Genomic DNA, 14,400 nt, shown 5'->3' with positions numbered 1-14,400 from the left:
TGGTAGGCGTTGAACAAACAAAGCCGCTATCACCAATTACCAATTACCAAAAAACAATTTCCTCTTTACCACAGCATATTGCAGGTAAATGAGGTACAAACAAGATCATATACAAGATCGTAAAACAGTTTTGCACCAGTTTTACACCAAGGCATTTTTACTGCTGAACACTTTTCTATCTTATTAGGCAATTTATCACTTATTAACAAGAGTTTTATGACTTGTAGAAGTTTGTATAGATTGCTTGACAAGATTAGCTAGTTCCTGCAATTGGCTAATTGCTTCTGCTCCTTCTAACTTCATCAATTCGCGGTCATCCCGCATTTCAGTCCAAGTAATTCCGTAATCTGATACTAAAAAGCGAATAAGATGATTATCTCCTAAGCTTACCATGAACGAAGCACTGTTCATTTGGTCGCCACAGGTGTAGCAAGAAGCTGGATAGCCATTACGCTCTAACACTATTGCCAAGGCTTGCAAGTTCATTACCAAGTCTTGGACAAATTCCTTATGTTGATGTGCCAGTCTCAGAAACACTTTTTTCCTCCAGACACCACAGTCATTTGAGTATCTTTTATATTTTCTTTAGATTTTCCCATCCTTTGGTATTGTAAACTATACAATTCCTAATAGATAGTTAAGTCTGTAATTAGTTACCTGCTACTAACTCTGCTTAGGGTAGTGGATAACTATTCTGTATGTCGTATCAAACAATTCAGTTTGCAATATATAAATCTCAGATAAAACTAGCAAAGTTAACATTGTCTTTATATGTTTAGCACTAGTCTCCTAAGTTTAGTGAGCAATCAGCTTTTAGCCTAACTTAAATCTCCTGCTAGTCAACCCGGTAACAGTTGCATATTACACTTTTATAAGTAGTGTTTAACCGAATTAGCAGTATTTATTAACTCTAGCGTAAGTTTTCGCCTTTTTCTTGCCATCTCTATTTTGGTGAATTTATTCTTGATGTGCTACAGATAGCCATGCAAGAAAAAGTAGACTTTGCCAGAGAAATAGGAAATTTGGGCATTTCCGACTGAGGATTGATGCCAGAATTTAAGTAAATATTGCTAAATATTATACTTACTTTTTAACACAGAAAACCCCAAATCTACACATTCCTCTGAAGATAACTGAATTAAGGATCAGGTAGTAGCCATTTAGGCAATAGTTTTAGAAGTGACTGGTGACTGGTGACTGGGGACTGGTGACTGGTGACTGGGGACTGGTGACTGGTGACTGGGTAATCAATTTTATCTTTACTAATTACCAATTACCAATTACCAATTACCAATTACCAATTACCTGCTTTAAGCCACTACTTGCCACCAACCAAAAGCAGGACCGATAAAACGGATTGTTACCCATACTACTACCATAGCACCAATACCAATCCAAGCTCCGCGAGTAGTGATTTTCACAAACAATTCCGCTTGAGATTTGGTGATGGGAACCCAGGGTAAGATGCGAGTTTCCTGGCCGTATTGTTCCCCCAGTGTGCTTTTACGACGTTTTGCTTCACCCATAATCAATAATTTAAAATTCGGTTTAGGTTCTTAATCTATCTTAATGGAGCAAGATGCTCTCTTCCCTGTTCCCTGTTCCCTGTTGCCTGTTGCCTGTTGCCTGTTGCCTGTTCCCTGTTCCCTGTTCCCTGTTCCCTGTTCCCTATTCCATATTTGAATTGTCTTCATTATTGGGAGAAAATAGACTGGGATCGAGATAATTCAAGCGTGCTAGAGGACTAAGAGCAGCGAGAATTTGAGCGCCATAACTTCTATTAACAACACGACTATCAAGTAAAGCCACGATACCTTGATTTTCCCGAACGGGTGCGATCGCTCGTTGTAGTTCATTCAACGCAGTAGGTAATAAATATAACCGAAACCAATCTTGGTGCGATCGCTTGTAATAGGCTACCCTACCAGCAACTAAAGGATTTTCCAAAGATGGTAAAGGCAAAGTGGCAATAATTAACAACCGGGGAGCAGGTAAAACACCTTGATGCGATCGCCAAAATTCCCAACCACTCACCAAAATTCCATTTTCATCCAAACAAGTTTTTTCCACCTGTACCCGTGAACCAAACTCCGAAGCCAAAATTGCCCCCACCCTTGCTTTCAACGGTACATCCCCCACCAAAACCACAGTTAGTCCTGGTGCAGTAGCACTGAGACAAACTAGGGTACGGACCTGGTGAATAAACGCCCCTTGAAATTCCGGTGTATTCGGTAAAGGTAACTTATAGGGTGCATAAAGCTGAATCGCTTCCCCTTGACTATCAGTAGCAAACTTTAAACAAGTCACATCCCCTAACCCCAAACGCTGACGGAATAGAGGAACTTCCGTTTCAGGTTCTAAAGCACTGCCAATCAATACTACAGGTTGACGCTGCCAAATTGGTGTGAGTGTTTTGGCCAGTTCAATTGGGGCATAATGTAAAGAAAACAACCCTTGACGACGAGCAATAGTAGCCCAGAAGAGAACAGGAAATGGGGAGATGGGCGAAAAAGAGATTTCATTGTAATTTTGGAATTTTTGCCTGAAGTCTCGCCAAACATCCGGGAGGTGATCAGGATCTAAAGCCAAAAACAGACCTTGTAAAATCTCAATTTCCCTTTGAGAGATCAGATAACAGTTGTAAGGATTTTCTGGATGCTGAAATAATTCATGCGTCAATTGTACCCTAGCTTCACGAATCACCTCCGCTTCCTGGGGACAAGCCAACATCAGTTGATCCCAATCATGAGATTGAACATCTTGGGTTAGCTGATCACGAACCCAATCTTCCAAATCATCAACACCATCAATAATAGTAGGAATATTAGAGGGAAAACTACCATTATCAGCCAACTGCCCTTTTAACCAGGCTTGGGGGGAAGTTAACAGCAACCCTTGAAAATCAGAACCAGGCCAAACTTCACCAGTTCTGATGGGTTTATTACCTGATAACCACTGCTGGAGACGGGGAATTTCTATATTTAGTAACCTTTGCTGGACAGTTTCTGATGCCACAATAATTACAGGACCATGCCACATCAAAGCAGAGGCAATAAAACTGGTGCGATATCGCCCTTGGTAGCCACAAACAGCCCCGACTTGAATTAAAGCACTACGTCCCAAACGTAAAGCCCGTGCTACCAACCGTGCCATCGTCAAGTGATGAGGCCAAGTTGGAAAACCCTCCTGCGATCGCAGGAAGTTATGTAGTGATAAATGAACTTCAGCCTCAATCACACGCTTTTCATCCCATAACAAGTGACTTTTTTCCGAACTGCCACACTTTTATTATGTTGTCAGGGAACAGGGAATAGGGAACAGGGAATAGAAGGCAAAAGGCAAGAGGCAAGAGGCAAGAGGCAAAAGTTACAATTTTCATTTCTCCTGTCACCTGTCACCTGTCACCTGTCACCTGTTCCCAGTCCCCAATCCCCAGTCCCCAATCACTAACATCTTTACATTATGCCAACTTACAAAGGAATTTCCAGCGAAGCCTTCAGACATCCACTAGATCGCCAAGCCGAACAAGCTTTACGCAGTTTACCGGGCTTTGATTTAATCGCTCGTAAATTTGTGGAATTTGTCTATGAACGCCCGCAATTAATTTATTTAATGGGCAATAATATCCAAGTTGGACCACGACAATATTCCACTATTTACCAGATGTTTCGGGAATGTGTACGGGATCTGGATATTTACCCAGAACCAGCACTATTTATCTCACAAAACCCCCAAGCTAACAGCTACGCACTAGGGCAAGAAAATCCTTACATAGTAGTTAATACGGGCATACTCGACTTACTCAATGAAGCCGAAATTAGGACAGTATTAGCTCATGAACTGGGGCATATTAAATGTGGTCATACTATTTTAATTCAAATGGCGATGTGGGCAATGAGCGCCGCTTCCACCATTGGCGAATTAACCTTTGGTTTGGGAAATTTAGTCACTCAAGCTTTAATTTTTGCCTTTTTTGAATGGCGACGTAAAGCCGAATTATCCGCAGATCGCGCCGCATTATTAGTCATGGATGACCTCAATACAGTCATATCAACCATGATGAAAATATCAGGAGGCAGTAACAAATATGCCCACGAATGTAGTTTACAAGAATTTATTCAGCAGTCAGAAAAATATCAAGCACTAGATGATAATGGACTCAATCAAGTATATAAATTTCTCATGTATAATGGCGCTCAAGGAATGATGCTGAGTCATCCTTTCCCTGTAGATAGAGTCCATTATTTACGCACTTGGGCAGTATCAGAAGAATATCAGCAAATCAACCAAGGTAACTATCAAAAAACCCCATCAGAAGGTGCAGTAAATGTTAAAGTTGAAACACCAGAAGATGAAGCAGAAAAATTAAGAAAACAAATTGAAGAATTACAAAAAGAAATTGACAAAATGAAAAAGGCAGAATAGGGAATAGGTGACAGGTGACAGGTGACAGTAAGAAGGGAATAGAGAATAGGGAATAATTTATTTTTTACCCAGTCCCCAGTCCCCAGTCGCCAATCACTAACTTTCCGTTTCACAGTCGGGAACACCTTCTCTAAATACCCGACTAGCGAGAATATCAGCCGCTTCAATAGTAATTAAATCTTGTTTATTTAATTTTTTGCCACTACTTAATAAACGATTAGCTTGACGCAAACGCGCCCTATCTATAGCATTTCTCACACTACGAGCATTAGCAAAATGGGGCATATTCTTCCGTCTAATTAAATATTCACGGAACGCTGTTTCTGCATCTTCACTAAAACAATAGTTCTGATTTTTGACTATAGATTGAGCGATAATCATCAAACTATCAACACTGTAATCATTAAACTCAATGTGTAACCCAATCCGAGAATTCATTCCTGGATTACTATGGAAAAAATGCTCCATTTGAGTTTTATAACCAGCAAGAATGACAACTAAATCATCTCGCTGATTTTCCATTACCTGCATCAAAATTTCAATTGCTTCTAAACCAAAATCACCAGGATGATCTGGACGATATAAAGTATAAGCTTCATCAATGAGTAACACACCACCCATTGCATTATTTAAAACTTCCCTGGTTTTCGGTCCAGTTTGTCCAATACCTTGGCCAACTAAATCATCTCTCGTGACTAAAATTACGCTTTCTTTGCGGATGTATTCTAAACGATAGAGAATTTCCGCCATCCGCATAGCTACAGTAGTTTTACCCATGCCTGGATTGCCTAAAAATGTCATGTGTAAACTAGGCGCACCTGCATCTAAACCCAGACTTTTACGAATACGGTCAACCAACAACAAAGCCGCCATTTCTTTAATTTTGTTTTTGACGGATTTCAACCCGACTAATTCCTGATCTAATTTATCAAGAATGTCTTGTACATGAGAATCTCGGAAAGCAGTCTCTAAATCAATTTCTCTTTCTTCAGTAAGGTTATTGTTGATTGCGGTTTTTTCTAATACCTGTTCACTCATGACTATCACCTCTGATCATGACTTTTGATAATGACTTTGATGATAGCGTCAAGTTGGAAAATATAAAATAATGTAATTCTAATACCTCTTATATATATTTCTTTATTATCAATTTCTGAATTTAGTCATAGAGAAAAAATATAGGTAATTGGTAAAATTTCACCGGGTTTTCAATCTCTGTCCCTAAACGTAGGAAAATTGTGAGGGTTAATTAACATTAAGCCAAAAGCTAACAATTACTAACAATTGCTTACTTATGCTCCGAGTTAAAGTCATCGGCTCTTGTTATGTGTGCGGATTTGGCTGTAAAATACAATTATGCTACTAGGATTCAAGACAGAATTGAAGGTAAGCAAGCAACAAAGACTACTACTGGCACAACACGCAGGAGTAGCTAGACACGCTTGGAATCAAGGTTTAGCATTATGTCAACAGGTTCTCATACATAACAAACTTAATCCTGAAGACAAAATTAAATTTCCCACGTCTCAACATGAATATTCAATTGACAAAACGGTTATTAGCGTTAGTGCTTGTTGTTTTTTTAGCTTTGTTATTACCAGAAATTACCATAGCTTCCGCTGATAGTTCATCTAGTTCATCTAGTTCATCTCAAGTCATTTTCACTGCATTTAGCGAAAATACTCAACATACTATTAATATTTCCGAAAATGATTTAACTCCCCAGGAACGGCAAAAAATGCAAGCTGTCCGTCAACGTCGCAACAAGGAAATTCTGGTAGTTTTAGATGTTGAACAACAGAAAAAACTTGCCTATCATTTACATCATGGTAGTAACCTTAACGAAGCAATAGAAGCGGTTAATTTAAGCTCAGAGCAAAGGGATTTAATTAATGCAATTATAGATTTTACTAATTTGAAATTGCAGGGAATTTTTTCCCGTCATGCTTTACTTGATCGTCGTCAATAAGGTTATAGCAATTCCTTGGAATTTAGTAAAGTAAAATATTTAGATACCCCTTATTCAGCAGTTCCCCGACTTCTTTTATTTCAGGACTTACGCAAAAAATAACGAAAGTAGGGGTAATTCATGAATTACCGCAAAAATCAGGTTTTTAGTCCAATCTTGCGTAAGTCCTATATTTATTGAATCAGCAAACCCTAACTAACCAGTAACTTCAGCCATTTCAATCACACGGCCTTCATAGTCCTTCACCAAAAAATTCAAAGGTTTTTGATTGCGAATTTTAAACTTCAAACCCCGCACTTCCACCCGCATTAAAATCAACTCCAAACAATCACGGTCAAAACAAACATGACGCTGTTGATTTTTAGTTCCTAAACTCGCACCAGTAATAATGTGCAGTTGAGTATTTTTCTTTAATTGATACCATAGTCCATCACTGCCATTAGTCATGGTTTTATTAGACCAACTGGGACTAGAAGACATATAAAGCGGATCAATCCCCGTTGCACCAATAGTTTGTTCGTAGTTGTAGTAATAGTGCAAAGGTACTTCTGCTGCGGGCAAATCTAGCAAACCTTCATACAGTTGTCGGGCAATTTCCAAATCTGACACCATCACAGTATAAACTTTTGGGGCGCTGGTAAGAAACATCCACATTGCACCAGCATAGGCCGCCAACAGCATAATCATAATGCCTTGGGTAGAGAAAAGGCTATCCAAAGGCAGGGAAGGTAAGAAAGAAGCTAAAGTCAAGGAACTATGCAAGATAGGTATCAAATTAGCTGCTATAACCATGAATAAATGAAGATTGTATAAAGGAGCGGCTTTTAGTATCGTCAATAAAGACTAGCATATAGCCATTTTTTTAGTTTATCTCAGGAACAGGGAACAGGGAACAGGGAACAGGTGACAGTTAAGAGTTCTTACCAATTACCAATTACCCATTACCAATTACTGTTTACTAAACTTTACTATGTATCTTTTAACAACCATTTACTAAAACGCTTGTGCAAATACCATCCTTTCCTGAAGCTAACCATCCGCTGGTGAAGTCGCTGTTTGATCACAGTGATCAAGAACTACTGACTTTGTTGAGGCGCTATCCTGATCATGGCAAATACTTTACTGCTATTTTTTGCCGTTATAGCCCTATAGTCTATACTTTGATTCAACATTCGGCGCGATCGCCTGTTCAGGCAGATTATCTATTTGCGCTCACTTGGCGACATATATATTATGAACTCGGTGGACTATATTTAACTAACCCAGAAACAGGGGAAGAAGTATTAACTTTGCAAAACTGGTTAATCAATATGACAGCTTTTTGCATTAATGAAATGAAACTACCGCCAACAGAGGCTATTCATTATTCACTTAAAGACACTTCGCCACCTTTATGGTGTTATATAGAACAGGCATTAGATCAAGTACCGCCATTATTGCGCTTGATTGTCTTAATGGCGCAAACTTTCCATTGGAGTGAAACTCGCATTTCTGCTTACTTACAAGCTGAAGGTGAAAAAATTTCTCCTCAACAAGTAGCCAATTTGCTTCAAGAAGGTTATCGTATGCTAGAAGACAAATTACCAGCTGATATTCGCACTATTTACTTAGAGGATGTTTTATTATAATCGCCAAGGGATATATGAATTTAGACTTTTCAAACAACCTCTAATACCCAGATCCCCGACTTCTTCAAGAAGTCGGGGATCTATCCACCTCCTATTTTACGTTTAATTATGTTGACCTACTTATTGGATATCTCCGGTAATTAAATATGCGTGTTTGAAACCCTTGTAGAGACTTTGCATGCAACGTCTCTACATCCATTACCACCAGATGTCTATTGGATAAACTAGACATCAATATTGCATCTAACTCCTGACTCCTGTACGGGCGAAGCATTCGGACAATAGCCTTTTCATAAAATTGATAATTTGTCGCACGAATGCTTCGCCCCTACGACTCCTGACTCCTAAATTCTTAAATTTAATACTCCAGAGAGATTGGTAAAGTGACAATAAAAGTAGTACCTTTACCAACAACACTTTCAACTTGAATTTGTCCTTGATGATGTTCCACAATAGCTTGAGCGATCGCTAAACCCAAACCTGAACCCGTCGTACTTTCCCGACTTTGATGAGAACGCGCTGGATCTACACGATAAAATCTATCAAATAATCTTGGTAAAGACTCACTAGGAATACCAATTCCCGTATCACAGATTTTAATTTGTAAACCAGTAAAACCATAACGCATTCCCGCAACTCTTCCTAACTCCACCTGTACCTTTCCTGGAGTTGGGGTATATTGCAAAGCATTACCGATTAAATTGGTAAATAACCTGACCAGTTCATCCCAGTTACCCATCACAGTAAACCAATTTTCCTGTAATTCTGGATCAATTTCCCCTGGCGGATCAACTAAATTTAAAGTTAGAGAAATTTCCTTTTCTGTAGCTAAAAGTTGTTGTTCTTCCACCACTTCCATCAACAAAGCATCCACAGGACAAGGTGAAAATACAACCGCACTAATACCACTATCCTGTCGTGCAAGAAACAATAAATCATTCACCAACCTACCCAAACGCTGGGTTAATCTTTCTACTAATTTTAATTGTTGGCGATAATGAGAAATACTACTAGATTCTAAGTCTAAATCAGCCAACGCCACTTGTACATTAGTTTGAATTAAAGCGATCGGACTTCTGAGTTCATGGGAAGCATCAGCGGTAAACTGCTTGAGACGTTGGTAAGACTCCCCCACTGGTTCCATCGCTTTACCAGATAAAAACCAACCACTAGCAGCTACCGAAAGCACCATCAACCCAGTACCCAAACCCAAATCAAAAATTAACTGACGACTGGGTTTAGTCACTTCAAACCAAGGATGACTCACACGCAGATAACCTAAAACCTGTCTTCCCACCTCTACCCGATGGGTAACTTGTCTCAATAACAGTTCTGAGTCTCCCCATCCCCCCATCCCCACCACTCGCACAGTTTCACCGGTATTGCTATGAATAGGAATATTTAAAGGTTCGGAAAAAGTTGACCACCGTAATTCACCAGTGGGACTAAACCATTCTAGGTCAATATGATCATCTTCCGCTGTATCAGCATTATTACGAAAACTCGCTTCTACATTGACGCGGAGTTTATCAAGTGGGAAGTTAACAGGTTCAATGACTAAAGAACGCTCTACCACTTCCACCACATGATTTAGGGTATCATCAATTCTTTCAATTAGAGTGCTGCGGACATATAAATACACCCCAGTGGCAAACAAGAGTAGTAAGATAGCAGTAACAGCAGTGTACCAAAGAGCAAGACGGCGACGAGTGGCTTGAAACATTACACTAGGGAAAGGGGAATAGGAAATAGGGAATAGGGAAAATAAAAGTTAAAAGTTTTTTCATCCAACTTACAACTTTTATCTTTCCTCATTTTTAAATATCTCTTAACCAAAAATTAATATATTAATTAGATTAATTAACTACCAACTATTAACTATTAACTATTACCTCTTGCCTCCTGCCTCCTGCCGCCTGCATAGCTGCTTCTTACCTCTTGCCTCTTACCTCCTGCCTCCTGCGTGACATCCACCAGCCCATAATTAATTATGCCAAAATCTAAAAAGACTGCCCCTAGCATTAATCTGAATGATCCAAAATACTATATTAACCGCGAGTTAAGCTGGTTACAATTTAATAGTAGAGTATTACATGAAGCTTGTGATGATCGTACTCCACTACTGGAACGGTTGAAATTTTTGGCTATTTTTAGTTCTAACTTAGATGAATTTTTTATGGTGCGAGTTGCAGCTTTAAAGCAACAGGTAGACGCTAAAGTAAACTCCTTAACTCCTGATGGACGCACACCCCAACAACAACTAGATGAAATTAGATTGCACCTGAATCCGTTGGTAAAAAAACAAAACGAACAATTTGAGCAAGTTTTACAACCGCTGTTGGCAAATCATGGTATTCATATTTTGAAATATATAGAAATGAATGACACACAGCGGACTTATTTAGATAATTACTTTAAAGAACAAATCTTTCCCGTACTGACTCCTTTAGCAGTTGATCCTAGTCATCCTTTTCCCTACATTTCTAATCTCAGCTTAAATTTAGCTGTGGTGGTGAAAAACCCAGAAACAGAAGAAGAATTTTTTGCCAGAGTTAAAGTTCCTAATGTTTTACCGAGATTTATACCTTTACCATCAGAATTAGGAATTGAAAACAACGGAAAACAGGTTCATTGGATCGGTGTACCTTTGGAACAGGCGATCGCCCACAATCTAGAATACCTATTTCCAGGGATGAATATTCAGGAATATCACCCCTTCCGCATTACACGCGATGCTGATCTAGAACTCGAAGAAGACGAAGCCGATGATTTATTATTAGCTATTGAACAAGAACTGCGTAAACGTCGCATGGGTGGAACTCCAGTTCGCCTAGAAATTCAATCCCAAACACCAGAAATTTTGCGTTCTCGCCTGTTGCAAGATTTGGAATTAAGCGAAAACGATGTTTATGAAGTAGATGGTTTATTGGGACTGCGAGATTTGATGTATTTTATGGCTTTACCATTGCCAGAACTCAAAGAACCACCACGACAGTCAGTAGTCCCTTCCCGCTTACAACGCCTCAGAGAACCCAGTATAGACCCAGATGTATTAGACGTAGAAGAAGGAAAAGATTTTTTTGCTGTAATTCGGGAAAAAGACTTACTGGTACATCATCCCTATCAATCATTTTCCGGCACAGTGGAGCGTTTTATTACCCATGCTGCCTGGGACCCTCAAGTATTAGCTATCAAAATGACTCTTTACCGGACTTCCGGAGATTCACCCATAGTTAATGCTTTAATTGCCGCCGCAGAAAATGGTAAACAAGTTTCTGTATTAGTAGAATTAAAAGCCCGGTTTGATGAGGAAAATAATATTTACTGGGCTAGACGTTTAGAAAGAGTTGGTGTTCATGTTGTTTATGGTTTAGTCGGTCTGAAAACCCATAGCAAAATTGTTATGGTAGTGCGGCGAGAAAAAGACCGGATGCGTCGTTATGTACATATTGGCACGGGAAACTATAACCCAAAAACAGCACGACTATATACAGATTTGGGGTTATTAAGTTGCCGAGAAGAATTGGGTGCTGATTTAACAGATGTGTTTAACTTTTTAACAGGATATTCTCGCCAAAAAACCTATCGAGAAATATTAGTTGCACCTGTAAATATGCGCGATCGCTTTCTCGAACTAATTAACCGAGAAATGGAAAATGTCCAAAATGGATTTTCCGGGCGCATTGTTGCTAAAATGAATTCCCTCGTCGATCCGGAAATTATTACTGCCCTATACAATGCTTCCCGTGCTGGCGTAAAAATTGATCTGATAGTCCGGGGTATATGCTGTTTGCGTCCTGGACTCAAAGACATCAGTGAAAATATTCGCATTATCAGCATTATTGGCCGCTTCTTAGAACACTCCCGCATTTTTTACTTCTACAACAATAATCAAGAAGAAATATATATAGGCAGTGCTGATTGGATGCGTCGTAATTTAGATCGTCGAGTCGAAGTGATCACACCTATTAGAGATCCAGAAATTGCTAAAGACTTGCAAGAAATTCTGGGAATTATGTTAGCAGATAATCGTCAAGCTTGGGATTTACAAGCTGATGGTACTTATATCCAAAGGCGACCCTGTGAAGATTGTCCTGAAGCTAATTCTCAAAAAATTCTCATGTCTATGGCTTTGCGTTCTACACACACCACATAAACAGGGAACAGGGAACAGGGAACAGGGAACAGGGAAGAAAAATTTTAGATTTTAGATTTTAGACTTTAGCTTGGAGTTGACAAAAACAATCCAAAATCCAAAATCCAAAATCCAAAATCCAAAATCCAAAATAAAAAAACTCCTGCCTCCTGCCTCCTGCCTCCTGCCTCCTGCCTCAAAACTTCATCATTTCTTTATACACAAACACCCGTTATTCATCCGTAGGATAGAGTCAAGACAGGCACTTACTCCCATAAACTAAAGAAACTCTTGTATATAATTTTCAGTTTCCGGGAATGGTAATGTTGTCCTGTGAGTCTTCTTCCTTGCGCGTTCTATTGGTTGATGATCACGAACTAACTCGTTTAACCTTACAGTTCGCTTTTTCTGCTCAAGAGAATATGCAAGTTGTAGGTTTAGCTAGTAATGGTCAAGAAGCTATAGAAATGGTCAAAAGTTTCCAGCCTGACGTAATTGTGCTAGATTTACATACGCCAGTTATGGATGGTTGGCGTGCTTCCGGTTATATTAAATCTATATCTCCAAATACTCAAATCCTGGCTTATTCATCAATAGATGATGCACACTTGCAACAAACAAAGGCAATGCCCAGTTTTGATGAGGTTTGCAAAAAAGATGTACCCACAACAGAACTCATCGCTTTGGTTAGACAACTAGGCCAACGTGCTATCAACAATTCAGTGATGGGTTAGGAAAGATTTTTTTAGGAAAATCAAGATCGTCGGCTGTACCGGAAAATTACGGTTGCCGACGTATATTTTGATTTTGCTTATTTTAGATTAATTAGTTTCTGATTCGGGAATATTGCGTCTAAATTCATCAATTAAATCATCTAATTCTTCTAAAGCTTGATTTACATCAACTCTTAAAGTACCTAAATTTGGTTGTTCCAGAAGACTCAGCAGGTATTCACGTTTACTTTGAACTTTGGCAATTCGTTCTTTAAGTGTTTGTAGATCCATTGTTTTATTCCTATTTTACCTATTCTTCATTAAACTTAACGCAAAATCGGCTCAAGCTAATCATGAACTTTCAGTAGGAAAATTCGCTGACTCCTGTACGGGCGAAGCATTCGGAAAATAGCCTGTTCATAAAATTGATATTTGTTGCCCGAATGCTTCGCCCCTACGACTACTGACTCCCGACTACTGCTGTAAGATGTTAAGAAATAATAAACATTTCCAACATTTCAAATCATGCTGGGCAAAATTTCTTTGGGAACACTCGGTTTAACCTTGGGTAGCATATTAACCATTGTCGGTTTTGTAGCTTATGCTGCTGATAACGCGACTCTCAACTTGGTGGGCTTTTTTTATGGTTTTCCTCTATTGCTGGGAGGTTTAGCACTCAAAGCTAATGAACTCAAGCCCATACCCTTTAGCCAACCTACCACAGAATCAGTATTAGCACTCAGAAAACAACAAGCTACTGTAACTCAAAATAAAATCCGCACTGACATCACTAGATTTTGCTACGGACAAGAAGCTCATTTAGATCGGGCGTTGACATACTTAGGTTTGAGTCCTAACGATGAAGAACGTCCAGTAGTGACTGGTTTAAGAGAAATAGAAGTTAACGGTGCTTATTCCTTGATTTTAGAATTTGATTCGCCTTTTATTCCTCTTGATATTTGGCTACAAAAACATGAGAAAATGACCAAATATTTTGCGCCTAATGTTGATGTAAAAATTACACAACCTGATGAAGATAGAATTGAACTAGAGTTAATTACTACTCAAAATTAATGGGTAATTGGTAATTGGTAATTGGTAATTGGTAATTGGTAATTGGGAAAAATAAAATGATTACCCAGTCACCAGTCACCAGTCACCAGTCACCAATCACCAATCACTTTTCTAATCTCACAGCATACCACTGTAAATATTTTCCTAGTCCGACATCTAATTCACAACTGGTATCAATTAAATATTGTGCTTGTTCTGTGACAGACTGAAATTTCTGGACATCAGGAGTTAAGTCATCAAAAGCCAGTTCTTTTAAAGTATTTTCCAGCTTTTCTAATAATTCTGATTTCGTCAAAAATTGTTCTTCTTGGTTAGTTTCGAGAACAACAAAATTGTCCTCTTCATACATTAATGGATGTGGCATTTTTTTGGGTAATGGGTAATGGGTAATTGGTAATTGGTAATTGGTAATTGGTGATTGGTAATTGGTGATTGGTAATTGGTGATTGGTGATTG

General features: G+C 38.9%; 15 protein-coding genes. 7 read left to right on the top strand and 8 right to left on the bottom strand.

Annotation, left to right across the window (positions count from 1 at the left end; genetic code table 11):
- Positions 1 to 195: 195 nt before the first annotated feature.
- The 3 genes from K2F26_RS08135 to K2F26_RS08125 all read right to left on the bottom strand — a co-directional run bounded on the left by K2F26_RS08135 (position 196) and on the right by K2F26_RS08125 (position 3,237).
- Positions 196 to 537: a DUF1815 family protein gene (locus K2F26_RS08135; RefSeq protein WP_220611052.1), complete on the bottom strand. Its 342-nt coding sequence runs from the start codon at positions 535 to 537 to the stop codon at positions 196 to 198.
- A gap of 773 nt (positions 538 to 1,310) precedes the next feature.
- Entirely contained in the window at positions 1,311 to 1,526 is a 216-nt protein-coding gene (locus K2F26_RS08130) for a DUF2839 domain-containing protein (RefSeq protein ID WP_096570208.1), read from the bottom strand.
- 142 nt (positions 1,527 to 1,668) lie between these two features.
- A complete protein-coding gene (locus tag K2F26_RS08125; RefSeq protein ID WP_220611823.1) occupies positions 1,669 to 3,237 on the bottom strand; it encodes a helicase C-terminal domain-containing protein in 1,569 nt (522 codons plus the stop codon).
- A gap of 225 nt (positions 3,238 to 3,462) precedes the next feature.
- Between K2F26_RS08125 and K2F26_RS08120 the strand changes: the two genes are divergently transcribed.
- Entirely contained in the window at positions 3,463 to 4,425 is a 963-nt protein-coding gene (locus K2F26_RS08120; RefSeq protein ID WP_220611051.1) for a M48 family metallopeptidase, read from the top strand.
- 96 nt (positions 4,426 to 4,521) lie between these two features.
- Here K2F26_RS08120 and K2F26_RS08115 read toward each other — a convergent pair whose 3' ends face one another.
- Positions 4,522 to 5,463: an AAA family ATPase gene (locus tag K2F26_RS08115; RefSeq protein WP_220611050.1), complete on the bottom strand. Its 942-nt coding sequence runs from the start codon at positions 5,461 to 5,463 to the stop codon at positions 4,522 to 4,524.
- A gap of 318 nt (positions 5,464 to 5,781) precedes the next feature.
- On the opposite strand from K2F26_RS08115, the gene K2F26_RS24675 reads away from it, so the two are divergent.
- Both K2F26_RS24675 and K2F26_RS08105 read left to right on the top strand, forming a co-directional pair.
- The gene (locus K2F26_RS24675) at positions 5,782 to 6,048 is read left to right on the top strand and encodes a helix-turn-helix domain-containing protein (protein ID WP_246605554.1); all 267 of its coding nucleotides are present in this window, start codon (positions 5,782 to 5,784) and stop codon (positions 6,046 to 6,048) included.
- Entirely contained in the window at positions 5,957 to 6,394 is a 438-nt protein-coding gene (locus tag K2F26_RS08105) for a hypothetical protein (RefSeq protein ID WP_220611049.1), read from the top strand. The genes K2F26_RS24675 and K2F26_RS08105 overlap by 92 nt, the downstream gene beginning before the upstream one ends.
- 195 nt (positions 6,395 to 6,589) lie before the next feature.
- On the opposite strand, the gene K2F26_RS08100 is transcribed toward K2F26_RS08105, so the two are convergent.
- A complete protein-coding gene (locus K2F26_RS08100; RefSeq protein ID WP_190346492.1) occupies positions 6,590 to 7,186 on the bottom strand; it encodes a glyoxalase-like domain protein in 597 nt (198 codons plus the stop codon).
- Between the two features lie 212 nt (positions 7,187 to 7,398).
- On the opposite strand from K2F26_RS08100, the gene K2F26_RS08095 reads away from it, so the two are divergent.
- Complete coding sequence (locus K2F26_RS08095) at positions 7,399 to 8,022, top strand: sigma-70 family RNA polymerase sigma factor (protein WP_220611048.1); 624 nt, start codon at positions 7,399 to 7,401, stop codon at positions 8,020 to 8,022.
- A gap of 358 nt (positions 8,023 to 8,380) precedes the next feature.
- On the opposite strand, the gene K2F26_RS08090 is transcribed toward K2F26_RS08095, so the two are convergent.
- The gene (locus tag K2F26_RS08090) at positions 8,381 to 9,745 is read right to left on the bottom strand and encodes a sensor histidine kinase (RefSeq protein WP_220611047.1); all 1,365 of its coding nucleotides are present in this window, start codon (positions 9,743 to 9,745) and stop codon (positions 8,381 to 8,383) included.
- 267 nt (positions 9,746 to 10,012) lie between these two features.
- On the opposite strand from K2F26_RS08090, the gene ppk1 reads away from it, so the two are divergent.
- On the top strand, positions 10,013 to 12,178 hold the full coding sequence (ppk1, locus tag K2F26_RS08085; protein WP_220611046.1) for a polyphosphate kinase 1: 2,166 nt from the start codon (positions 10,013 to 10,015) through the stop codon (positions 12,176 to 12,178).
- Between the two features lie 296 nt (positions 12,179 to 12,474).
- Positions 12,475 to 12,891 (top strand): response regulator, encoded by a 417-nt coding sequence (locus tag K2F26_RS08080; RefSeq protein WP_220611045.1) that lies wholly within the window; start codon positions 12,475 to 12,477, stop codon positions 12,889 to 12,891.
- An 87-nt stretch (positions 12,892 to 12,978) separates the two neighbouring features.
- Here the strand turns inward: K2F26_RS08080 and K2F26_RS08075 are convergent, their stop codons facing one another.
- A complete protein-coding gene (locus tag K2F26_RS08075) occupies positions 12,979 to 13,161 on the bottom strand; it encodes a hypothetical protein (RefSeq protein WP_194051448.1) in 183 nt (60 codons plus the stop codon).
- 234 nt (positions 13,162 to 13,395) lie between these two features.
- On the opposite strand from K2F26_RS08075, the gene K2F26_RS08070 reads away from it, so the two are divergent.
- Complete coding sequence (locus K2F26_RS08070; protein ID WP_220611044.1) at positions 13,396 to 13,944, top strand: DUF2854 domain-containing protein; 549 nt, start codon at positions 13,396 to 13,398, stop codon at positions 13,942 to 13,944.
- Positions 13,945 to 14,047: 103 nt separating this feature from the next.
- Here the strand turns inward: K2F26_RS08070 and K2F26_RS08065 are convergent, their stop codons facing one another.
- Positions 14,048 to 14,308: a CRR7 family NDH-1 assembly protein gene (locus K2F26_RS08065; RefSeq protein WP_220611043.1), complete on the bottom strand. Its 261-nt coding sequence runs from the start codon at positions 14,306 to 14,308 to the stop codon at positions 14,048 to 14,050.
- Between the last annotated feature and the right edge of the window lie 92 nt (positions 14,309 to 14,400).

It is taken from the genome of Sphaerospermopsis torques-reginae ITEP-024, assembly GCF_019598945.1.
Taxonomy (GTDB): domain Bacteria; phylum Cyanobacteriota; class Cyanobacteriia; order Cyanobacteriales; family Nostocaceae; genus Sphaerospermopsis.
The sequence above is the reverse complement of the archived record's forward strand: the minus strand, read 5'-3'. Positions and strand labels throughout refer to the sequence as shown.